This is a genomic window from Salirhabdus euzebyi, from assembly GCF_014207435.1.
In the GTDB taxonomy this organism is placed as follows: domain Bacteria; phylum Bacillota; class Bacilli; order Bacillales; family Alkalibacillaceae; genus Salirhabdus; species Salirhabdus euzebyi.
This window is the reverse complement of the sequence record NZ_JACHGH010000001.1, coordinates 271,246-292,853: the sequence shown is the minus strand read 5'-3', so window position 1 is coordinate 292,853 and position 21,608 is coordinate 271,246. Positions and strand designations below refer to the sequence as shown.

General features: G+C 34.8%; 25 protein-coding genes. 7 read left to right on the top strand and 18 right to left on the bottom strand.

Features of this window, described 5'->3' with window-relative positions; genetic code table 11:
* Nucleotides 1-9: 9 nt before the first annotated feature.
* Both HNQ94_RS01440 and HNQ94_RS01435 read right to left on the bottom strand, forming a co-directional pair.
* Nucleotides 10-834, bottom strand: coding sequence for a CAP domain-containing protein (locus HNQ94_RS01440; protein ID WP_174496452.1), 825 nt, complete (start codon nucleotides 832-834; stop codon nucleotides 10-12).
* A gap of 122 nt (nucleotides 835-956) precedes the next feature.
* Entirely contained in the window at nucleotides 957-1,985 is a 1,029-nt protein-coding gene (locus tag HNQ94_RS01435) for an FUSC family protein (protein WP_174496451.1), read from the bottom strand.
* A gap of 251 nt (nucleotides 1,986-2,236) precedes the next feature.
* Here HNQ94_RS01435 and HNQ94_RS01430 point away from each other — a divergent pair, with 251 nt between their 5' ends.
* Nucleotides 2,237-2,608: a Na-translocating system protein MpsC family protein gene (locus tag HNQ94_RS01430; RefSeq protein ID WP_174496450.1), complete on the top strand. Its 372-nt coding sequence runs from the start codon at nucleotides 2,237-2,239 to the stop codon at nucleotides 2,606-2,608.
* Between the two features lie 104 nt (nucleotides 2,609-2,712).
* Nucleotides 2,713-3,720 (top strand): sodium-dependent bicarbonate transport family permease, encoded by a 1,008-nt coding sequence (locus HNQ94_RS01425; RefSeq protein WP_174496449.1) that lies wholly within the window; start codon nucleotides 2,713-2,715, stop codon nucleotides 3,718-3,720.
* A gap of 100 nt (nucleotides 3,721-3,820) precedes the next feature.
* Here the strand turns inward: HNQ94_RS01425 and HNQ94_RS01420 are convergent, their stop codons facing one another.
* The 9 genes from HNQ94_RS01420 to HNQ94_RS01380 all read right to left on the bottom strand — a co-directional run bounded on the left by HNQ94_RS01420 (nucleotide 3,821) and on the right by HNQ94_RS01380 (nucleotide 12,012).
* On the bottom strand, nucleotides 3,821-3,979 hold the full coding sequence (locus HNQ94_RS01420; RefSeq protein WP_174496448.1) for a hypothetical protein: 159 nt from the start codon (nucleotides 3,977-3,979) through the stop codon (nucleotides 3,821-3,823).
* A gap of 64 nt (nucleotides 3,980-4,043) precedes the next feature.
* Nucleotides 4,044-4,376 (bottom strand): ArsR/SmtB family transcription factor, encoded by a 333-nt coding sequence (locus HNQ94_RS01415; protein ID WP_282960572.1) that lies wholly within the window; start codon nucleotides 4,374-4,376, stop codon nucleotides 4,044-4,046.
* Nucleotides 4,377-4,398: 22 nt separating this feature from the next.
* Nucleotides 4,399-5,334, bottom strand: a complete 936-nt coding sequence (locus tag HNQ94_RS01410) for a cation diffusion facilitator family transporter (protein WP_174496447.1) — start codon at nucleotides 5,332-5,334, stop codon at nucleotides 4,399-4,401.
* 267 nt (nucleotides 5,335-5,601) lie between these two features.
* Complete coding sequence (locus HNQ94_RS01405) at nucleotides 5,602-7,446, bottom strand: diguanylate cyclase (RefSeq protein ID WP_174496446.1); 1,845 nt, start codon at nucleotides 7,444-7,446, stop codon at nucleotides 5,602-5,604.
* Between the two features lie 175 nt (nucleotides 7,447-7,621).
* Nucleotides 7,622-8,224, bottom strand: coding sequence for a DUF5317 domain-containing protein (locus HNQ94_RS01400; RefSeq protein WP_174496445.1), 603 nt, complete (start codon nucleotides 8,222-8,224; stop codon nucleotides 7,622-7,624).
* 211 nt (nucleotides 8,225-8,435) lie between these two features.
* On the bottom strand, nucleotides 8,436-9,023 hold the full coding sequence (locus HNQ94_RS01395; protein ID WP_174496444.1) for a YitT family protein: 588 nt from the start codon (nucleotides 9,021-9,023) through the stop codon (nucleotides 8,436-8,438).
* A gap of 330 nt (nucleotides 9,024-9,353) precedes the next feature.
* Nucleotides 9,354-10,067, bottom strand: a complete 714-nt coding sequence (locus tag HNQ94_RS01390; RefSeq protein WP_174496443.1) for a DUF8832 domain-containing protein — start codon at nucleotides 10,065-10,067, stop codon at nucleotides 9,354-9,356.
* Nucleotides 10,068-10,084: 17 nt separating this feature from the next.
* Entirely contained in the window at nucleotides 10,085-11,401 is a 1,317-nt protein-coding gene (locus HNQ94_RS01385) for an MFS transporter (RefSeq protein WP_174496442.1), read from the bottom strand.
* A 47-nt stretch (nucleotides 11,402-11,448) separates the two neighbouring features.
* On the bottom strand, nucleotides 11,449-12,012 hold the full coding sequence (locus tag HNQ94_RS01380; RefSeq protein WP_174496441.1) for a hypothetical protein: 564 nt from the start codon (nucleotides 12,010-12,012) through the stop codon (nucleotides 11,449-11,451).
* 173 nt (nucleotides 12,013-12,185) lie between these two features.
* On the opposite strand from HNQ94_RS01380, the gene HNQ94_RS19515 reads away from it, so the two are divergent.
* Nucleotides 12,186-12,317 (top strand): hypothetical protein, encoded by a 132-nt coding sequence (locus HNQ94_RS19515; protein ID WP_260400880.1) that lies wholly within the window; start codon nucleotides 12,186-12,188, stop codon nucleotides 12,315-12,317.
* Nucleotides 12,307-12,546 carry a four-helix bundle copper-binding protein gene (locus HNQ94_RS19870; RefSeq protein WP_487247691.1) on the top strand — a complete coding sequence of 80 codons (240 nt, stop codon included), beginning with the start codon at nucleotides 12,307-12,309 and terminating at the stop codon, nucleotides 12,544-12,546. Before HNQ94_RS19515 ends, HNQ94_RS19870 begins: the two co-directional genes overlap by 11 nt.
* A gap of 127 nt (nucleotides 12,547-12,673) precedes the next feature.
* On the opposite strand, the gene HNQ94_RS01370 is transcribed toward HNQ94_RS19870, so the two are convergent.
* On the bottom strand, nucleotides 12,674-14,689 hold the full coding sequence (locus HNQ94_RS01370; RefSeq protein WP_376697720.1) for a heavy metal translocating P-type ATPase: 2,016 nt from the start codon (nucleotides 14,687-14,689) through the stop codon (nucleotides 12,674-12,676).
* Nucleotides 14,690-14,875: 186 nt separating this feature from the next.
* Nucleotides 14,876-16,273, bottom strand: a complete 1,398-nt coding sequence (locus HNQ94_RS01365; RefSeq protein ID WP_376697725.1) for a SpoVR family protein — start codon at nucleotides 16,271-16,273, stop codon at nucleotides 14,876-14,878.
* A gap of 165 nt (nucleotides 16,274-16,438) precedes the next feature.
* Between HNQ94_RS01365 and HNQ94_RS01360 the strand changes: the two genes are divergently transcribed.
* Nucleotides 16,439-16,843 carry an Hsp20/alpha crystallin family protein gene (locus HNQ94_RS01360; RefSeq protein WP_174496440.1) on the top strand — a complete coding sequence of 135 codons (405 nt, stop codon included), beginning with the start codon at nucleotides 16,439-16,441 and terminating at the stop codon, nucleotides 16,841-16,843.
* A gap of 30 nt (nucleotides 16,844-16,873) precedes the next feature.
* Here the strand turns inward: HNQ94_RS01360 and HNQ94_RS01355 are convergent, their stop codons facing one another.
* The 5 genes from HNQ94_RS01355 to HNQ94_RS01335 form a co-directional block, all read right to left on the bottom strand.
* A complete protein-coding gene (locus HNQ94_RS01355) occupies nucleotides 16,874-17,395 on the bottom strand; it encodes a hypothetical protein (RefSeq protein ID WP_174496439.1) in 522 nt (173 codons plus the stop codon).
* Nucleotides 17,396-17,411: 16 nt separating this feature from the next.
* A complete protein-coding gene (locus HNQ94_RS01350; protein WP_174496438.1) occupies nucleotides 17,412-17,870 on the bottom strand; it encodes a hypothetical protein in 459 nt (152 codons plus the stop codon).
* Nucleotides 17,871-17,956: 86 nt separating this feature from the next.
* Nucleotides 17,957-18,448: a large conductance mechanosensitive channel protein MscL gene (mscL, locus tag HNQ94_RS01345; protein WP_174496481.1), complete on the bottom strand. Its 492-nt coding sequence runs from the start codon at nucleotides 18,446-18,448 to the stop codon at nucleotides 17,957-17,959.
* A 91-nt stretch (nucleotides 18,449-18,539) separates the two neighbouring features.
* Nucleotides 18,540-19,502, bottom strand: coding sequence for an L-lactate dehydrogenase (locus tag HNQ94_RS01340; RefSeq protein WP_174496437.1), 963 nt, complete (start codon nucleotides 19,500-19,502; stop codon nucleotides 18,540-18,542).
* Nucleotides 19,503-19,559: 57 nt separating this feature from the next.
* On the bottom strand, nucleotides 19,560-20,300 hold the full coding sequence (locus tag HNQ94_RS01335; protein ID WP_174496436.1) for a YhcN/YlaJ family sporulation lipoprotein: 741 nt from the start codon (nucleotides 20,298-20,300) through the stop codon (nucleotides 19,560-19,562).
* A gap of 183 nt (nucleotides 20,301-20,483) precedes the next feature.
* Here HNQ94_RS01335 and HNQ94_RS01330 point away from each other — a divergent pair, with 183 nt between their 5' ends.
* Complete coding sequence (locus HNQ94_RS01330; RefSeq protein ID WP_174496435.1) at nucleotides 20,484-21,260, top strand: 3-hydroxybutyrate dehydrogenase; 777 nt, start codon at nucleotides 20,484-20,486, stop codon at nucleotides 21,258-21,260.
* Nucleotides 21,261-21,358: 98 nt separating this feature from the next.
* Nucleotides 21,359-21,592, top strand: coding sequence for a YhdB family protein (locus HNQ94_RS01325; RefSeq protein ID WP_174496434.1), 234 nt, complete (start codon nucleotides 21,359-21,361; stop codon nucleotides 21,590-21,592).
* Nucleotides 21,593-21,608: the final 16 nt, after the last annotated feature.

The following is a 21,608-nucleotide window of genomic DNA, read 5'->3' as shown; positions in this document are numbered from 1 at the left end:
CTCTTGTTTTTATTTTTGAATAAACATCTGAGTCCAGTGATGGCCATTTTCATCATATCCAACGCCAATATGCGTAAATTTATCACTTAGGATATTTTTCCTGTGACCTTCACTATTCATCCAAGCTTGAACTACTTCATCTGCTGTACGTTGTCCTTGTGCAATGTTTTCACCTGCTGATTGATAAGTAATTCCAAAATCCCTCATCATATCGAATGGTGAACCATATGTTGGACTAGTATGTGAAAAATAATTGTTAACTCTCATGTCCTTGGACTTTTCTCTCGCCACATTACTTAAGGACGTATCCGCTTGTAAATCGGGTAGCCCATTTTCTCTTCTTTGTTCGTTCGTCAGTTCAATTACTCTTCTTTCTATCTCACTAATTCCTTCAGTAGCTTGAGCCTGATTTTTTTGCTCTGTTTGTTGTTGATTTTGCTGTTGTTCATTTGGTGCTTGTTGCTGTGCCTGCGCTTGTCCTTGATCAGGTGTGGCACCGTTTTGCTGTTGCTGATTCTGCTGAGTTTGCTGCTGTTTCCTTTGATGTGTCTGCTTTTGTTGGTTTTGTTGTTGTGTTTGATTAGTAATATTTTGTTGGTGAGTAAAGTGCTGGTTTCCTTGTGCTTGATCTATGCGAACAAATTTATATTTTGCTTCCTGTATTTTTACCGGCTTTGTATGAGGATATTTCTGACTATCTGCATTCGTACTTAGGCTTGAAATTGTATCTTCCTCATTATTCGTATTCGTATCGTTGTTGGCTGCACCATTACAAGCTGCTAGTAAGAACAAAAGAGCAACAGAAAAAAGTAATAGTAAACTTCTTCTAGTCATTCTTCATCCTCCTTTCTTTTATATTCTTCCTTAGTTTTTCTTCTAACTGCGAAAATATCTATGGAAAAATTCAGAAAAAGTGGATGTGAACTCTCAAGCAGCATTTTGTATAAAGTTGGAAATTACGCCTTCACTCTTTTATATTTACTAACTAATTCATCTAGCCTTTGTAGTTGGAAAGCATATTCAAATATGGAAAAGCCAACAGCTAAAATTCGAAATTTTTTATCGACATCATCATCATATTCATTTAACAACGTTTTTAAAAAAACACTCGTTTCTTCCTCAATGTGATAAATATCATCTTCGTCCTTTACTTTGCCTTCATATTTTAATAAATAATATTCATGGTATTTTATTAAATGTTCTAAATGCTCATCAAACATGTGACTATCTTCTTGATCAGCATCCCCTTGAAAGAAGTGTTCCTCTATTAGGGAGATAACTTTTTCCCCATGCTGTAATGCTTTTAACATTTGCCTAAACACAACTATTTCTTTTACATCTAAAGGATTTACGCGAGACATTTTTTTTCGTTCTTCATTTAAAATTTTATATAATTCCTCTAATTTCTTAATATCACTTTGAAGACTTTCCCAATCTTCTTTAAAGGTCTTCTCTTTTAATTCATTTGATATAGCCGTTCTTAAAAGTAGGGATAACTTGTTAAAGGATTCCTTAACCTTTCCATAGTAATTCCCTTTAAACTTCGGTGGAAATAAAATAATATTTACGAGTAACGCAGAGACAATACCAATTAAAATTGTCAGGAAACGATTAAAGGCAAATATCCAATCTACATCACCTGGAGCACTCATGATGGCTATTACAGTTACTAACGTAAGAGAAATAACATTGGCTTCCATTTTCAGTTTTAGGGTAATGGAGATAACAAATATCAAGACGGAACCAATAACAATTGGCGAGTTACCAAAATAATACAAACAAAACAATGCGATTAATGCACCTAATGTATTTGTTACGACCTGATCTAACAACTGTTTCCACGTCTGATAAATAGATGGTTGAAGTGTAAAAATAGCAGCAACCCCAGCAAATATAGCTTGTTCTAGATTTAAAAAGGAACAAATATATAATGCCACTGTTACCGCGATACCTGTTTTTAATACTCTAGGACCAAGGGTAACCAATATATAACCCCCAAACTTATACTAACTACCATATATCCCACATAATACCACGTTAAATACTTAGTATGGAACTATAACCTAGTCATTTATACAATATATCTTGACACTTTCTAGACAAAGAGCTAAAATTTCATACAGTAAAATCTTTTAAACATCATGTGGATCTTTGAGCAGATTTTCCAATCGCTAATTGGTTATCTGAAAAAAGAAAATATGATGAGCCCATTGTCTTGATTGAGGAGGTAACCTTCTTGAGTAAAACAAAAGGTTCTATAGAAGCCGAAATAAGCAAAGCCATTACACAATGGGAGAAAGATTACTTAGGACGTGGATCTGTTTCTGTTAAGACAGACATTTTAAGAAATATGGTAATCGTTACTCTACAAGGAATATTAACACCTGCAGAATATGTTCTTTGCAATAAACAAGATCAATTTTTAACCGTTAAACGAACTAGATCAGACTTAGTAGAATCAGGAATTGATGAGCTCAAGCAACTAATTTTTACTATTACAGAAATAGCTATCATTAGTTTTCATACCGACTTGAGTACCCGTACGGGGGAAAGAGTCATGATTTTCAAAATGGAAGACAACTTAGAAGAACGTTTAATCATTAAATAATTTTCGGGAGTTCTTTAAATACCATTTGGTCGTTGAAGAAAAACCGACAGCTTTCTTTCGAGAAGAGCTGTCGGTTTTTTTATTTCTTTGAAGGAGGAACATATATGAGTGAGATTATGATACAAAACTTGTTATCACCAGTCGTCTTGTTTTTTATATTAGGTATTATCGCAGCCCTTGTGAAGTCAGATTTAATTTTCCCAAAAGGTTTGAGTGAGGGGCTTAGCATCTATTTACTAATTGCAATTGGTCTTAAGGGAGGTATCGAACTCTCCCATTACTCTTTACAAGATGTTTTATATCCAATGATGGGAACATTATTTCTAGGAATCATTATTCCGATATTAGCGTTAGTATTTTTAAAATTCATGGGTCTTGATTTCAAAAACTCAATTGGACTTGCTGCCACATATGGTTCCGTTAGTATTGTCACGTATGCAGCTGCTATTACCTTTCTTGAAAAAATAAACACATCCTATGAACCATACATGAATGCATTAGTTGTTTTACTGGAGAGTCCCGCAATCATTGTATCCATACTACTATTTCATATAATGGAGAAAAACAAAGATGTTTTACAAACATCTTCTGCTCGAACTGGTATTATCCCAAGTTCCTTACAATTAATCGATACCTCGGTGATCAAGGAAAGTTTATTCGGAAAAAGCATCTTACTCCTTGTCGGGAGTTTATTGATAGGACTATTAGTCGGTGAGCGTGCCATTCCTACTGTTAAACCATTATTTTTCGATTTATATCATAGTGCCCTTATCTTATTTTTATTAAATATGGGAATCATGGCTGGACAACGCCTCCCTGAAGTGTCGAAACATGGATATAAATTAATCATCTTCGGGATTGTTATGCCTATTATTTGTGGTACCATAGGTGTTTTCGTTGGAGAAATAGTTGGCCTCTCTATTGGTGGTATGACTTTAATGGGGGTTCTAGCAGGAAGTGCATCTTATATTGCAGCTCCAGCCGCTCTTAGAACTTCTATTCCGGATGCTAACCCATCTATCTATTTAGGCCTAGCTTTAGGCATTACCTTTCCGTTTAACCTTTTACTTGGAATATCCCTTTACTATAATATTGCAGCTTGGATCCACTAGCACTTACTTGTTTCTTGGATTCCCTATGCTTTACTGAATTTCAATTTCAAAGAAGGAGTCCCTCAAGTATGAAAACTATGGGGACTCCTTCATCTATTTGCTAATCAATATCCCGTCCGCTAGCCCCAACACTTTTGTCCGTGTTTCCACGACTATTTGCTTTCGGATCTAAGTTTTTTGCTCTTTTAGCACCACGCAAATAAATGCTTTCTTCTTTTTCCTGGGCTTTTACGAAACGTTTGAAATTTTGGTTTACCATGTAAAAAACCTCCTAAAAAGCGTACATTTAGATTGCCCAGATGAAACATATTTTACACATTTTCTTAATGATGCAGAGCATGCTTTATCGTTTGATTTAACATGGTCATCACGTGTTCATCATCCTGGGAATAATAAATAGTCGTACCATCTCGACGAAACTTCACAAGCCTTAAGTTTTTCAAAAAACGAAGCTGATGCGATACTGTTGATTGACGTAGCTCCAATTGGTCAGCTATTTGATTTACGGAATACTCCTTGTCAAAAAGCAAATGAAGTATACGAATCCGGGTTGGATCAGATAAGGCCTTGAACGTTTGGGACACGATAAAAAGCGTTTCCTCGTCCAGCTCTTTCCACACTTGTTCTTCATTCATTCCTTCTTCTTTTTTTTCCATTTTTATTCCTCCTAATGCTCCTTTAATTACAAGGATTACAGTCATTGTGTTTATCATGCAGAGCAGATTTTTCACCTTCCACTTGGATCGTTGTGTGAGTCAGTTCAAAATTGTCGTGTAATATTTTTGATGCCTGCTTTAATATTTGATCCCGATCAACGTTTTCTTCAACTGTAACATGGCATGTTAAGGTAGGAAAATTAGAAGTAATTGCCCAAACGTGTAAATCATGAATACCCTTTACTCCAGCTATAGCTAAAAGATTATTTTCGATTTTCTTTATATCAATGTGTGCTGGTTTTCCCTCCATCAACACGTGAATGGAATCCTTTGTTACCCGCCATCCACTAATTAATATTAAAAACGCTACGAATACACTTGCAATCGGATCCGCAATGTTCCAGCCAAAGAAAATAATAAGCAATCCTGCTACAATCGCTCCAACAGACCCTAACAAATCACCTAATACATGTAAGAAAGCACTTCGCATATTTAAATTATCACTAGTATCGCCCCGCATTAAAATCCATGCAACAACAATATTTACGATTAAACCAACAAATGCAATGATTATCATAGATCCGCTAACATTTGGTGGCTCAAAAAAGCGATGATACGCCTCCCAAAAAATATAAAGGGATATCGCAAGTAAAGTAATACCATTAATAAAAGCAGCTAATATTTCAAATCGTTTATAACCATAAGTTTTACTATGATTTGCAGTTTTTTCTCCAATTTTAAAAGCAAATAAACTTAAACCTAAAGCAGCAGCATCACTTAACATATGTCCTGCGTCAGACAGTAATGCTAAGCTATTTGTCATAATGCCTCCGATTACTTCAACAATCATAAAAGTAAAAATGAAAATAAAACTTACCATTAATGCCTTTTTATTCGCGTTATGACTATGTCCATGGGCATGGCCATGACCGTGATCATGAGAATGTGAATGTCCCATTACGGACCTCCTTTATATATATGATTATATATTCATATATTAGCAATTAGTGGAATAAAAAACAATAAAAATTTCTTGTTAGTAGCTTACCCACTTATAAGTGCAAATGTGAATTCATCTTATGCTAATGTAGGTAACTTATGGTTATTAGAAAAATTTGGCTTGTCGCCAAATCCTTATGGGCAAAAGCCTTCGTTTATCTTATACTTTAATCCTTTAACAAAGTTACACTTTCTTTAAAGTACAAAAAAAGACAGCTAAACATGTTTAGCTGCCTTTACGTACTTCCAGATTTACTAATGTTCCTTTAGGTTGTTGATTAACTCGTAATGGATATTCTTCTTTAATCATTCGAATAAAAGGTTGAATAAATTGGCCATCAAACTGTTTATCCGCACAAAGCAATAACTCCTCTATCCCTTCATCAAATGATTTTGTTTTTTGATAAGGTCTTTCAGTAGTCATCGCATCAAATGAATCAATAATACACAGGATACGAGCTAATTTCGGAATGCTTTTCCCAGCTAATCCATATGGATAACCTTTACCATCGTATCTTTCATGATGTAGTTCCACGAGAGGGATTAAATCCTCCCATTCCTTATTAATAGAAATAATTTCTTTACCCCATGTTACGTGTTTTTTAATTATTTCCCATTCATGTGGATCCAATTTTCCTTTTTTATTAATAATATCTCTGGGGATTTCTAATTTCCCAATATCATGAATTAAAGCTCCCATAATAAGGAGTTTTTTCTCTCTTTCGGTTAAATCCAATCTATCAGCAAAACTAATCGCATATTGATATACCCGTTTACTATGTTTATACGTATAAATATCCTTGTATAAAAAGATACTTAATTTTTGCTCTAACAGTTCGGTTTCCTTTTTTACATCTAGCATATGTTGAATTTCATCATTTTCATTAAATAAGTAAATCATATTTTTACCTTGTGCTTTTGCATAATACATCGCTTGGTCAGCCTTACCTAAAAGTTCAGAAGTGGTATAGATTGGTTTCTCATGCTCTATAACTCCTCCTGAAAACGAGAGGCACCCCTGCGGTAGAATATCAACACCATCAAAATAAGAATCATTCATTGTCTTTCTTAGGTTATTGATAAATAGAAATGCATCTTCTTTTTTTGTGTTAGGCATTAAGATAACAAATTCTTCTCCACCATATCTTGCTACAAGGTAATTTTTTTCTTCACAACCATCCTTTAAAAGTTGGCCAATATATTTCAGTAATTCATCACCTTTAAGGTGGCCATGATAGTCATTATACTTTTTAAAATCATCAATATCTAACATACACAGGCTAAGAGGCTGTTTCGTCTCATCTTTAAAATAGCTACTCAAGACCTCTTTAAAATAACCATGATTAGATAATCCAGTTAGATCATCAATATTAGCCTTATTGGATACATCCTCATATAAATTAAAATAATGCCTAAATACTAAGGACAGTAATATTGTTACGGTTGAAAAAATAACTAATCCGAATAGCGGATAAGTATCTAATAGAACAGCTAAAATAAATGCTAATGAAAGTGTAATAAAATAGCTAGAAAGCGCATCTTTAATTATGCCTTTGAAAAGATTCTCTGTTGTATATAACATAAAATATAAGCCAATTAAAACGATATTAATTAAAAAATAGGATCCCATCGTTAATAAATAAGGTGAAATATTGTTTACATTGAATGAACCTACCTCACCACCAAGGTAAATAAAGGTGTAGTATGCGCCTGTAATCATTAAGGAATAAATAGAAAAGTTAAAGAGATGCTTCCACCATACTATTTTTCGATGGTATAAAGAGAACACCACACTACTTGCAGCTAACACATAAAGCGACGTTTCTAAGCCAAATACAAAAATGACAGCAACATATATAGCGGAGTCCATCGATAAAGAATTTCCTTTTGGAGGTAGCTTAATCATATATTCATTTAATAAAACAACAGCACAAACTAAAACAAAAAGAACAATCCATTCATTTCTAGATAAATGAAATAGAAAATCTCCTTGTACAAAAAACAATCCACACCCTACCAAAGCAGTTACTAGTAAGTAAATTTTAAATTTGTTGTTTAAAGATAAATTCAATTCAATCACTCTCGTTATTGTAAATTTTAGGGAAAAAATGGAAAGAGAAGTGGAATACCCACTTCTCTATGTACACTATTAATGAACTTTGAAACCGGATGTTAATCCAACAAGAAGGGAACTAATGATAGCAATATTGATTAGTGCTTTCGTTACCTTAATCCCATATTTATTTTCAGCTAATTTTTTCATTTCCTTCACCTCCTTTAAATAGTTTCCTTGAGACAAAGAATGCTCGTCTATGTTTTAACATTAGTTGTTGAATAAAAATGAAGATGCCTACATTCATAATAATATCCCCGATGCTTATCACTTGGTCTCTCGGATAGGGATCGGTTATTGGAATAACATCACCAAGAAAACCAAATATAGTAGACTCTGTTAGTGCTGCATGTTTCGCATACAAACCATTAACAAGTGCCTCGGCATACATAGGATCCAAAATAGCTGATGCTTCTAGAGAAACTGGCATCCTTCCACCGTTTAAAGCCATAACAATGAAATTTAAAAAGACACCGATAAAAATTAGCCATAATCCTTTTTGACTACGATTTAAATACAAAAAAACTAATCCTAATATGTAAATGAGGATAAATAAATATCCACTTATAGCACCCAGAAACGGAGATTTTTCTTGATAAGCATAGATGATAAACTGAACGAGAAGTAGAATAGGAAATATCCAACCAAATTTCAGATGCAAATCAACAATTCCCTTTAACGTCCCTCGTCTAATAAACCCAACAAGTAGTGAAAAAACAATGCCATCAAATACCATATCGCACCTACTACTCTTATTTTATTGTAAAAATTTAGAAAATTAAGTCTATAACTATAGTACTATATACTACTAATTTTGTACATAGATTGTGTAAAAATGGTAATTTCGTATGAAGAATTATCAAAATATGTAAGGAAAACAAGCATAAAGGATGAAGTTTTTTCGACTTCATCCTTCATTTGTAGGATTTTTGGGTTATGTTACTTGTTTAATACTGAAGATTCCAAGTACAGATTGTCGTAAATAAACCGACGAATATTATAGTTATTATGGATAGAATCAATGTTTCTGTTGATATAAGGATTCCACCTATTACAATTACGATGGCATCAATAACAAAAATGATAATCCCTAGATTTACTTTAATAACTTTAGATAAAAGTTGAGCTAATAAGTCCGTTCCACCTGTACTTGTCTTATAACGAAGCATCATGCCAATTCCTAGTCCTATAAAAACACCTCCAACAATAGAGCTTATAATTGCCGGAAGTTGAAATTTTGCAATAAAAGGATAATGAAGTGGAGATAAGTAATCGATAGCAAGGGAAGAAAACAACATACCATGTAGACTATTATAAAAATAACTTCGATTATAAATCCAAGCCAATGTAAAGATTGGAACACTTAATAGGATAATTGCTAAGCCTGTTTGAAAACCTGTTAAATATTTAATAATTAAACCCATGCCAATCATACCACCATCAAGTAATTGAAATGGAATTAAGAAAAAATTGACGCCGATAGATAATAATAAACTACCAAAAAGAATAGTAGTTATTTTTTTGATAATAAACATATCCTTAATCATCCTCAGTAATTATTTGGACATGTTTTACTATATGTATGGATTTTAAACAATTGTACTTTTGGTATATGTTAAACAGCAAAATTGGTATAAAGTAAGCATAAAAAAAACTTTGAACTGAAGCTAAAGTTTCTGTGAGAATACTTTTGGATTAAACAAAAGCTCTTCTTTCCCTATAGCTTTCAAATTTTAAAAATAACTCTCCATAAAAAGTAACCCTCTTGAACAGTCAAGTCTTTACAAACAACATAAAAGTGTACTCCCTTTTACGTTTCATGGAGTACACTTATACTTTTACATTGTTCATCTAAAATCTAAACTTTAATGGAGGTGATTTGCCTCCTCTTCTACTTTAAAAACATATGGAAAGGCAATGACATCATTGCCAAACTTAAATTCAGCCCACAGTTTATACTTTCCACCTTCTTCAAAATGTGCTTCAAATTTTGTTTCGGAATTGGACTTAGGGTGAACATGGATAAACTTGTCCACGTCTTCATTGGTTATGACAACGTGCCCTAAGGCACCTAAGTAAGGATCAGGTATTCGATCTGCAATTTTAAAGTTCAACTCCACTTTCTTACCCACTACAAAAGGGCTACTTTCAAGTTCAATATTAACTCCCTGAATGTCTTTGCTATTGCTGGAATCTAACTCCAATGAAGATTTGTAATCCTCATGATTTTCTTTTGAATTAGCGATGCGAATTGGTCTGATAAGATAACTTTTGCCTTCTACCATGACATCTACAAAGGCTTGATAAGCTTTATTATCTTTTAGTTGTATTTGTGCATGAAAAGTTTTTTCATCTACCTGGGTTGGATGAAGATGATAGAACTCCTGCAAATCACTACTTACAATAATGAGATGCATCAATTTCTCATGATTTTTAACGAGTTTTACTGCTCTTTTGTCTTTATCTTCTATATAAATCGATAAGTTATTCTTAACATTTGATACAGAAACATCTACTTCATTTTTAGATACATGATTTTGATGATCCATATGAGCATGTTGATGATGGTGTTGTTCCATAACACTCCTCCTTATATCTAAGTGGTCGTTTTCTTACGGAAAAATACATCCTCTTCCCAGCCATGAAACGGTTGGGTCAAATTAGTTGTGGGACCAGGATTGACGTGTGGTGCATTTTGGGGTTTATCCTCTTGTTCCGCTGCCTTTTCAAGTGAGGTTTGCAATGGATTCCACTTGATTAAACCAACAACTATTGCACTAAGGACAATTCCTGCAATTGCAAAAACAAGCCAAGGTAGATAATTTATTTCAGTACCAATTTCTAGTAACCGTCCACCTATAAAGTTTCCAGCAGCTTCACCTAAACCAGACAAAATATTAGCCAAACCAAAAAACAGCCCAATTAAACCAGCTTGGGACAACTGTGATATTGTACTATCCATAGTTGGTAAAATTAACATTTCTCCGAACACAAAAATTGTTCCACTAATGATTAAAAAAAAGAATGAATTGGCCCAAAAAAGTGACCCAACTCCGAATCCTATCAACAGTAAACCAATTGAAAGTGATAGTAAAGGGTGCATGCGACTAATTATTTTTTTTGTAATCCAAGTTTGCAATAAAATAACCGTTACACTTTTAATAGTCCAAATGAGAGCAACATTACTCGGCTCTGCTAAAACCTCCGTTGCAACAAGTGGCAATGCTATCCCAAGTTGGGCATATAGTGCCCATATAAAAATGCTCAGTAACCCAAAGACAACAAAGGGTTTATTTTTAAATACGTCTTTATAAGCACCTGCCGGAATCACTGGGCAAGGTGCATCCCCACACTTTTTGGGTAAAAGCAACCAACTTTTAATCGCGATGACAACATAGATTCCACCTGCAATCCAAAAAATAGCCGTTGGTGATCCACTGACAAGGAAAAAAACAACTAAACCAGCAATCGCTGTTCCAATGTTTGCAGAAATTCCTCGCAGGGAAAATGCAGTGGTCTCATTGCCTTTTGATGCAAGAGCAGCTATTGCTGCTTTTGTAGATGGGGCATTTAGCCCGTTTCCTAAACCCGCAATAACAGTAGCGATTAAAACAGGCATATATATAGAAAACATACCAAGACCAAAAAAGCCGACTGCACCTACTAAAGCTCCTAGCCCGATAATTTGGCGACGACCTATTCGATCAGCGAGAAAACCACCAAATAAACTCCCAAATTGAAAGGCAATGGCGTAAGTTGCTAAAACTAAGCCAACAGTTGCAAAACTAAGCCCAATAGTTTCATTTAGCATAATGGGTAAAATAGGAATAACCATATAGGTGCCCAAATGAGATAACAATACACCGATCAAAAGGACAATCATTGGTTTCTCAATTGACCTTAGGCTTTGCATCTTACTACCTCCTCTTATGAAAGAAAACCTTGGAAGACCAAGGTTTCTTAATTCATAGGATTTTGATTCATTTGCTGATTACCATTTTGCATGAGATTATTTGGCATTGCTTCTAAAGGAGTAATAACAGATGTCTGTTCCTCAATCGTTGCATTAGGTTGTTTGGACAATCCCATCTCCTTCATTAGTTGTTCATACATGCCCGCTATAGAAGACTGTTGTAGGGCCATTTCTTGATGTGATTTTTTCACTTGTGGGGTCTTCATATTTTCAGAAGAATTAAAGTTTTCCTTTGCCATGGAGGTTGCAGTAAAATGAGCGTCCATTGCTATATCTTTATCACTCATATTTGAATTTGGAACTGACCCTTGATTGGATGCTTGTACAAAGGTACTTGCTGGTACAGGTGGAAGGGTTACTTGTGATTGATTAGGGTCTAACAATTGATTCATTGCCTGTACATGGTTTTTCATAATGGTGATTTGTTTATCTAAAATCGTTAAAATCTGTTGATTTTGTGTCATACTTTTATATAATTCTAAACGCTTTATCACTGGTTTATGTGCCGATAAGTGGTTAGCCATTAATCCTACGTCAACGGTTTTGATCATTTATAGAAATCCTCCTTGTAAATTTACTCTAAGTTTAATATGCCCAACCATAACAAATTTATTAGAAAAGGGATTAGGCATACAAAATAATTCAAAAGCCTACTCCCATAAAAAATAGGTATTCATACTATAATAAATGTTAAGAAAATTAATAAAGCGGGAGGAACAAAAATATGCATCAAGTAAGTTATGGTCATCACATGACCCATATGGCTCAACATCACCATTTAGGGCTTTTAAACACTGTGCAAGATTGTGCTACTACATGTGAACATATGACACAAAAGCGGAAACATAGCAAGTAGAGGAGTTCAGTTAAGTAGGCTAAGGGACTGTGCGGACATATGTGCACTTATGGTCAAATATTTAGCAAGATCAAGTGAATTTTCTAAAACATTAGCGCAAGTTTGCGCCTATATTTGTGAGGCTTGTGGGAATACCTGCTTGCAATTCCCTGATCAGGAATCACAAAAATGTGGTCACATTTGTTTAGGATGCGCGAAAGATTGTAAGGAGTTTGCTGTTGGGTACTAAAACAAGTAGAAACTCCCTTTATAACAAGTTTTCCGCTTTAAAGACTTACATGGAACCAACTATCTTCTTAAATAGTTAAAGTAAAAGAGGACTTCCCATACAAAAGAAATCCTCTTTTACTGTTCATTTATTCCTTTAGTAGCCTTGCATTAATTGCAACAATAACTGTACTAAGCGACATTAACACAGCACCGACAGCTGGACTTAGTACAATGCCCATTGGTGCGAGAACACCTGCTGCTAATGGGATTGTAACAATATTATACCCAGTAGCCCACCAAAGGTTTTGAATCATTTTTCTGTAAGTAGATTTAGAAAGGGCAATGATAGATACAACATCATTCGGGTTACTCTTAACTAGCACCACATCTGCCGACTCCATCGCAACGTCCGTTCCAGCTCCTATCGCAATTCCTAAATCTGCATTTGCTAGAGCAGGAGCATCATTCACTCCATCTCCTGTCATGGCAACCTTTAATCCATTTTGTTTTATCTCTTTTATCTTGTCTGCCTTCTCATGTGGCAATACTTCTGCATACACATTTTTCAGCATCAATTGGCTTGCGACCCAGTTTGCTACTTGCTTATTGTCTCCCGTTAGCATCATGGGTTGTACGTTCATTTGCTTCAGTTCATGTATGGCTCGTTTTGCACTTTCTCGAATTTTATCAGCGAGTGCAATCATAGCGGAAAGCTTATTATCTATTAAAACAAATACTACTGTCTTTCCTTGTTTAGAAAGTTTTTCGAATTTTTCACTTTGATAGGATATGTCCTGCTCCTGCATGTAACCAGGGCTTACTACCTTTATGTCTTCTCCTTCGACTGTTCCTTTTAATCCCTTCCCTGTGATGGAATCAAATTCATCTGGAGACTTGAGGTTAATTCCTCTTTCTGTTGCATTTTCTACAATGCCTCTTGCAATTGGATGCTCGGATTGCGACTCTAACGAACCTACTAATCGTAATACGTCCTCTTCTTTAAATCCTTTTTCTAATACAATATCTGTAATTCCAAATTTACCTTCTGTTAAGGTCCCTGTTTTATCAAAAACAACTGATTGAAGTTTCCTTGCTCCTTCAAAACTGGCTCTCCTACGAATAAGTAATCCATTTTTAGCAGCTAACGCGGTTGATCTTGCCACTACCAGCGGGGCGGCTAACCCTAGTGCGTGTGGACATGCAATGACCATCACTGTAACCATTCTTTCTAAGGCGTAGCTGAAGTCATACCCTAACACTAACCAAATGAATAAAGTGGAAATACCAGCCAGTAAAGCAATATAAAACAACCACTTTGCAGCTCGATTTGATAAATCTTGTGTCCTCGACTTAGACTCTTGTGCCTCTTTTACCATCTGTACAACTTGTGATAAGTAGCTTTCTTCACCTGTTTTGATCACTGTAACAGTTAAGGAACCCTCTCCGTTGATAGAACCACCTATTACTTGATCATCTACCTGTTTTTCTACTGGTACAGATTCACCTGTTAACATTGATTCATCTATTGCAGATTGTCCTTTTGTAATCTTGCCATCGACAGGAACTTTTTCTCCAGGCTTGATTAGTACACTGTCCCCTTGTTCCAGATTTGAAATTGGTATATTCGTTGTTTCACCTTCTTCATTTACTAGATGAGCTTCTGATGGCATCATTTTCACCAGTTCTTCCAGTGAATTAGACGCTCCCTTCACCGAACGCATTTCGATCCAGTGACCGAGTAACATAACATCAATTAATGTGGCAAGTTCCCAAAAGAAATTCATCCCTGATAGCCCGAAAACAGTAAAAGAACTATATCCATATGCCACGATAATCGCTAATGCAATCAATGTCATCATTCCAGGATTTTTGTTCTGAAGCTCAGCAACAGAACCTTTTAGAAAAGGCATTCCACCATAAAAGAAAAGAAATGTTGATAAAATAAACAATACATACAGGTCACCAGTAAAACGCCAATTCACTCCTATGAATGATTGGATCATGGGTGACAAAATTAAGATTGGTATAGTAACAAGAAAAGAAACAATAAACCGTCTCTTGAATTCTTCTAACATATGACCATGATGTTCATGCTGGTTGTTATGTTTTCGATGGTTATTATGAGATGCTTGATGGTTTTTATGATGCTCATGTTTATTCAAAAAAATCACCTCTATAAAAGATAAAAACAAATCATTTTTTCTATCACTCTCTATACCTTTAAAGTTAGAGAAATGATGCTTTTTTTCTTATACCAAACCATTTCCCAAATCGTTATCTCTTAAACAAAAAAGGAAGTAAGGTTTTTCGCACCTCACTTCCTTTTAATTCATAGTAGAATTTACGTTTTAAACAAACCGCTTCTTCACCTTTTCTCCATTATAGTAATAAGCTACTGGTTGACCTTCTACAATCGTTTCAATATGGACTACTCTTCCCCAAAGTTGATAAATATACGGGAGCGTCTTTTCTAAATAATTAATATCCAGTTCTAAATCCTCAAAATGATGCTTTAAATATAGCTCCCCATTCCGTAAAAAATCTCCATCTTGAACAGTCATATACGGATATCCGCCATTGACACGCATTTTCGTTAGTTGCTCTCTTACTTGCTTCCAATCCTTTTCTACAACTTTATATTCTTGCCCTTGCTTTTGAAATAAATATAAATCTTCTTCTTCCACAATATCTTTTGTTAAATAATTACGGATAAAAGAAATATCGGATTCTATTTCTCTCACCTCAAAAATTTTCTCTAGGCCAGATCCTGTTTGCACACCATTTCGTTTCATCTCGTCATTTGGCTTATTGTAGCGTTCCTCAATATCTTCAAATATTTTAATACCTAATCTATATGGGTTTATCGACGTCTTGGATGGCTGAATAACACTGGAATGAAGCTTTGCGAAATCAACAGACTCATCGCTCGTTAAATCCATCTCTCTGAGAATCCTAGAATGCCAGAACGAAGCCCAGCCTTCGTTCATGATTTTCGTCTCAAGCTGTGGCCAAAAATATAGCATTTCTTCTCGCATCATCGTTAATATGTCACGTTGCCAATCTTCTAACTCCCTACTATGTTGCTCAATAAAAAGAAGTAGGTCCTTCTCTGGCTTTTCGGGAACTTTTTTCTTTGTAGGCTGTATTTCCTTGCGTTTATATTCAGAATCGAGTTGCAATAAATCATCGTACTCACTTTGCGTTCGGGATGTATTTACGGTAAGAGATGTGTCAGAAGTTTGCTCGGTAGTTTTAAATAAGGAGGGATCTATATGCTCTTGTATTGCTAGAATAGCGTCAATAAATGATTCGACCTCTTTTTGACCGTATTGCTTTTCATAGCTTTGAATACGATCAGCTGTTGCAGCCATGCTTTCCACCATATCCCCACCAGTGTTTTGAAAACGTATGTTATTTTTAAAAAAGTCACTATGGGCTAAAACATGGGCTACTATTAATTTATTTTCAATTAAGCTATTAGAGTTTAATAAAAATGCATAACAGGGGTCGGAATTAATCACTAATTCATAAATTTTACTTAAACCAAGTTCTTCCTGTAACTTCATTTTATGAAACTGTTTACCAAAGCTCCAGTGCGAAAAACGTGTGGGCATTCCATATGCTCCAAACGTATAGATAATATCAGATGGACAAATTTCATAGCGCATAGAATAAAAATCGAGCCCAAAACTTTTCGCAATTTCAGTTATTTCATCAATGGAGCGCTCTAGCTTTTGCTGGTCCATTTTCAACAAATCCTTCTCCCCCTTCATTTGTTTTACATACATTATATGATTTAAAAGGAGAACTATTTCCTGAAATTTTAGGGTTTCTAATAAAGGGCACTCGCCCACTCTTTTCAACCCTTCTAAAATATAATAAAGAAAAAAGGTTAGGAGGTTTGAAAAGATATGAATGATATGCTTGATCCATTACGTGAATTATCAAAAATAAAACATAATTTAAACAATATGTTATCCAACCTGACAAACCAACTACAAATGGATTCAGTGCCTTTTAGGCATACAATTAAAGAAACAGAAAATGAAATAATTGTAAAATGTAACATTCCTGGCATTAGAAGGGAAAAGGATGTGATTATAGACATTGAGGAGGATACATTGACAGTTAGAGCCACTATCCAACAAGCAATGGAAATAAACCAAAATAACATGTACAGAAAAGAAAGTTATTTCCAACACTTTCATAAAAGTATTCCACTTCCACATAAGGTTGTTGATGATCATGCAGAAGCAACGTATGAACACGGTATATTAACTGTTCATATCCCCAAGAGAAAGGTAATAGATCAATAAAAAAATCCACCCCTATTTTGGAGGTGGATTTTATTCTTTAAAGGATACCTGAGAATGTTTTTCTGTTTCTAGGCTATTTTGTATGCGATGATACAAAATTATTCCGACTGATAAAACGGCTAAATAGATACCGAAAGAATAATAAATCTCGTAAGCAAGTCGATAATGATAAACACCAAGATATTTACTTACCCATTCCATAAACATGGCGACACATGCCCACATCAATATATACAAAGGAGTAAATCTTTTATGAATTTTCATTCGATCGTAAATGTAGAAGAATAAATAGCTTACAGGTGCAAACATTACATATGTTATAAAATCAAATATACTGTATTTTGATGTATCATTAACGTCATAAAAGTCTATTGGCTTTAAACCGATTGTTAAATCAAAAAAGTATGAAACAAAAATACCATACAGCAAGAAGACAATGGTAACTTGTCGGGGAAATCTCTTTGGTAACAAAAAAAAGATTACATAAACTGCAATTAATAAACAAATTAAAAACCATTCATTAGAATTAAAGTGATTATCGTAAATTGTCATGTCTATCTACTGCTCCCTATTTTCCTTCTTGCCTTTTATATAAACGGAATATAAATAAACAAAGCCCAAAAACCAAAAGTATATCTATACTAGATAAAAGAAAACTCCATTTCGTATAGAAATATATAGCAAATTTTATACCTAAATATTCCACGAGTAGAATGAATCCGTATAAAAATAGGCTACTACCCCATTTATGAACATTACTTTCCACAGTTTGTAAAATAGTGATAAAAGTTAAAAGAACCACAGGTAAAATGACACTCCTATATAAAAGCAAAGAAAAATACTTATCTGTTTCTGTTGTTAAGGTAATGAGTTCAAAGTTGTACTCCACAATGGTAAAAAGGTTCATAACTAAAATAGAACCTACGAAAAACACAAAAATGACTTCAACCACTTTCAACTTTTTTGGAAGTAAAGCATATATCGTTATTGAAATCCAACTAAGAATAAGATAAATCAAAAATTCCACAGTGTAGCTCCTCGAATCATTTTTCTTTATTCCTATCTCTATCTTTAACTAAAATTAGCTAATAAAAACATACTATTTTAATTGGATTAACCTGCTTTAATTGTAATTTTTGGTGTCGCTAATCTTGAAGATTCATCTATATCTTCTACACCCTCTAGAATGGAGGTGCATTGTGGACAACGTGTTGCTCTGTTAGGAATATCCGTTGTACAGTAGGGACATGATTTCTTTGAAATTGCGTCAGAAGGAAGTTTTCGAAGTTTGTTCATTTGTTTAATGGTTACAAAGGTCGCAAAGGAAATGATCGCAAAATGGAAAATACTATCAAGGAACTCTCCATAATTAATTGTGGCAGCACCATGCGCTTCTGCTTCAGCCAACGTTTTATATTCTTCATTGGATAAATTAATAAATAAATTGGACATATTAACATTTCCCATTAGTACCCCAAGTGGAGGCATCATAATATCTGTTACTAATGAGTCAACAATTTTTCCGAAGGCAGTTCCAATAATAACCCCAATACTCATATCAATAACGTTCCCACGCATTGCAAATTCTTTAAACTCTTCTACAATTTTCACACATAGGTCCTCCCTCAAAAAGTCTGTTACTTAAAACCTATGTGTGAAAACTTTTCCTATTCTTATTAGTCAAGGCAAACAAATACTATAGATATTTGTTGACGGTTTGATTAAAGGATTTTATTAGTTCCACAGAAGATGCAAATTTCTTCTTCTCACTTTCGTTTAATTGTATTTCCATAACATTTTTAATTCCTGTTCGTCCAATAATGGCCGGTACACCTATAAACACATCATTATGATTGTATTTCCCTTCCAAATAGGCAGACACCGTTAAAATAGAATTTTGGTTATATAGTATTGCCTTTGTTAAACGAGCTAGTCCCATTGCAATCCCGTAGTAAGTCGCATTTTTACGTTTAATAATGTCGTAAGCCGCATCCCTTACCTGAACGAATATATCGTCTAAATCCTGCTTAAATGTATCCTCATCCTCTTCACTAACTGTAAACATATTAAGGATAGGAATACTACCAATATTAGCATGACTCCAAACGGGGAGTTCTGAGTCACCATGTTCTCCTATAATATAGGCATGAACATTTCTCGTATCTATTTGGAAATAATCACTTAACAAAAATCGAAGTCTAGCTGTATCTAATATTGTCCCGGATCCAATTATACGTTCAGAAGGCAGACCAGAAAATTTCCACGTAGCATATGTTAAAACGTCAACAGGATTAGTGGCGACAATAAAAATACCATTAAATCCTCCATTCTTCACGTTTTCTACAATTCCTTTAAAGATGGTTGTATTTCTTTCCACTAAATGAAGTCTGGATTCACCTGGTGCTTGGTTTGCACCTGCTGTAATAACAACAATATCTGCTTGTTTACAATCTTGATAACTTCCATACCATATACGAGCAGGAGAAGGGGAAAAAGCTAAACCATGACTCAAATCCATTGCTTCACCCTCTGCTTTGTCTTCATTTACATCAATCAATACAATTTCTTCTCCTATTCCTTGATTAACTAAGGAAAAAGCATAACTCGCCCCTACAAATCCTGTTCCAATTATAACAATTCGTCTATTTGAATTTGCCACTATGTATGACTCCCTTTCACAATGTTAAGAAAACGAGGGGCTATGCCCTCGTTTTCATTAAGAACGGTCGTTTGTTGGGAATACACGTCTAAACATGTCTCCCATTTCATCAAAGAAACCTTCAATTGGTTCTCCTGCTTCCACTTGATCTGTATAGTCACCTGCTTGGTTGATGAAGTCTGGATTCGTTGAAACGAATACGTCATCAATATCCTCATCGGTTGCCTTTACAGCTTGTCTTATGCGTTGTTCAATATCGTCTGTAATATTTTGATTTCCATCAAGTACTGCTGCAACATATGCATTTTCAGGTCCCGTAAAGACATATGCACGTTCCACTTCTTCCACTTCACTTGTGATTCTATCTGCAGCTCTGTCCGCAACTTCAAATTGGTTATGGTTGTTACCTGTATTGCCGGCATTGTTACCCGTATTGTTGTTACGAGTATTATTACCAGTTATACCATTATTATTGGCATCATCGTTGTATCTTGCATTATAGTTTGTTCCAGCATAACCATTGCCATTATCTTCTCGGTTATATCGATAGTTATCATTACGTAAATCCCCTTCATCATTACGTAATGTACCGTTTTGATAATAATCTGGACCAAACTCCTCATCCATATCTATACGATCTCGGTTAGGAGCAATATCGATATTTTCATTATATCGAGTAGGCTCAACCCCTAGATTACCTTGGTTATGATCACCAAGACCTGTATCATCTCCACCCTGACAACCTGCAAGAGTAATTGCCGTGATAAAAGTAGCTCCAATTACAGTTAATTTATTCATTGGTATCCCCCTTTTTAGGATGGTTCCTTTTTATTATGTTTTGGATGAGAAACAAATATTCGAAAAGACATTTCCAATAATGGATATCGTTTAAAGGGTTTTTCCAATGGCTAACCGAATGTATTTTTAAAGATGTGAAAACAAGATAAAGTCAGTTGAGTTATGAAGATAGGAGGAGATTGAATGTTGATGGGGAAAACAGCATTAGTTACAGGAGCAGCACAAGGTATTGGACTTGGTATTGTGAAGGAGTTATTACAACATGGTGCAAATGTGCTTGCAACGGATTTAAACGAAGAAAAACTGTCGAAAGAAGTGGTAGAACTTCAAAAGGACTATCCACATATAAAAGGAATAAAATGCGATGTGACAAAGGAAGAACAGATAGAAAAAGTGGTTGCCGAAACAGTGAAGACATTTGGTTCCATTGATATTTTAATAAATAACGCAGGTATTCAACATGTATCTTCCATTGAAGATTTTCCATCCGATAAATTTGAACTCATGATTAAGATCATGCAAATCGCACCTTTTTATGCCATTAAACATACATTTCCACACATGAAAAAACAAAAGTATGGAAGAATTTTAAATATGGCATCCATTAATGGTCTGATTGGTTTTGCCGGAAAAGCAGCTTATAACAGTGCAAAACATGGAGTAATTGGACTAACAAAGGTGGCTGCTTTAGAAGGAGCAGAAGCAGGAATTACAGTTAATGCTTTATGTCCCGGATACGTTGATACACCACTAGTTAGAAATCAGTTAACTGATTTAGCAAAAACAAGAGGTGTAACAAAAGAGAAAGTAATGGAAGATGTTATTTATCCACTAGTTCCGCAAAAAAGACTTCTTCAAATTGAGGAAATTTCTAACTATGCTGCCTTCCTTGTGAGTGAACAAGCAAAAGGGATCACAGGGCAAGCTGTGGTCATTGATGGTGGTTATACTACCCAGTAATACGCTAAAATTGTTGGTTTAAAAACCAAAAATGGCCATGTAACATATAATCTGAATGGAGCCATACTAAGCCTAACCCTGATAAAGGGGGAATGGAAATGAATATGGTCGACTATGATAAAGCGATGTATTTTACTTTATGGGGGCAATGGGATGATTTGCTCGTATTAATGGTTCGAACGCAGGACGATTTATTATCCAAAAGAATCGAATCGTTTTTACATGCTTATCACTACGGATATGATGAACAAACCGTCATTAGTTCCCACCATAACTTAATTCACTACATCGAACACGCTATCACACAGGACACACCTGTTTACTATGTTTAACCTAAAGGGTATCCCA

Excerpts from the sequence above, each read along its gene's own strand:
- HNQ94_RS01440 (WP_174496452.1), bottom strand. The coding sequence starts at position 834 with ATGACTAGAAGAAGTTTACTATTACTTTTTTCTGTTGCTCTTTTGTTC.
- HNQ94_RS01425 (WP_174496449.1), top strand. The coding sequence starts at position 2,713 with ATGAGTGAGATTATGATACAAAACTTGTTATCACCAGTCGTCTTGTTT.
- HNQ94_RS01420 (WP_174496448.1), bottom strand. The coding sequence starts at position 3,979 with ATGGTAAACCAAAATTTCAAACGTTTCGTAAAAGCCCAGGAAAAAGAA.
- HNQ94_RS01415 (WP_282960572.1), bottom strand. The coding sequence starts at position 4,376 with ATGGAAAAAAAAGAAGAAGGAATGAATGAAGAACAAGTGTGGAAAGAG.
- HNQ94_RS01410 (WP_174496447.1), bottom strand. The coding sequence starts at position 5,334 with ATGGGACATTCACATTCTCATGATCACGGTCATGGCCATGCCCATGGA.
- HNQ94_RS01400 (WP_174496445.1), bottom strand. The coding sequence starts at position 8,224 with ATGGTATTTGATGGCATTGTTTTTTCACTACTTGTTGGGTTTATTAGA.
- HNQ94_RS01395 (WP_174496444.1), bottom strand. The coding sequence starts at position 9,023 with ATGTTTATTATCAAAAAAATAACTACTATTCTTTTTGGTAGTTTATTA.
- HNQ94_RS01390 (WP_174496443.1), bottom strand. The coding sequence starts at position 10,067 with ATGGAACAACACCATCATCAACATGCTCATATGGATCATCAAAATCAT.
- HNQ94_RS01385 (WP_174496442.1), bottom strand. The coding sequence starts at position 11,401 with ATGCAAAGCCTAAGGTCAATTGAGAAACCAATGATTGTCCTTTTGATC.
- HNQ94_RS01380 (WP_174496441.1), bottom strand. The coding sequence starts at position 12,012 with ATGATCAAAACCGTTGACGTAGGATTAATGGCTAACCACTTATCGGCA.
- HNQ94_RS19515 (WP_260400880.1), top strand. The coding sequence starts at position 12,186 with ATGCATCAAGTAAGTTATGGTCATCACATGACCCATATGGCTCAACAT.
- HNQ94_RS01365 (WP_376697725.1), bottom strand. The coding sequence starts at position 16,273 with ATGGACCAGCAAAAGCTAGAGCGCTCCATTGATGAAATAACTGAAATT.
- HNQ94_RS01360 (WP_174496440.1), top strand. The coding sequence starts at position 16,439 with ATGAATGATATGCTTGATCCATTACGTGAATTATCAAAAATAAAACAT.
- HNQ94_RS01355 (WP_174496439.1), bottom strand. The coding sequence starts at position 17,395 with ATGACAATTTACGATAATCACTTTAATTCTAATGAATGGTTTTTAATT.
- HNQ94_RS01335 (WP_174496436.1), bottom strand. The coding sequence starts at position 20,300 with ATGAATAAATTAACTGTAATTGGAGCTACTTTTATCACGGCAATTACT.
- HNQ94_RS01330 (WP_174496435.1), top strand. The coding sequence starts at position 20,484 with ATGTTGATGGGGAAAACAGCATTAGTTACAGGAGCAGCACAAGGTATT.
- HNQ94_RS01325 (WP_174496434.1), top strand. The coding sequence starts at position 21,359 with ATGAATATGGTCGACTATGATAAAGCGATGTATTTTACTTTATGGGGG.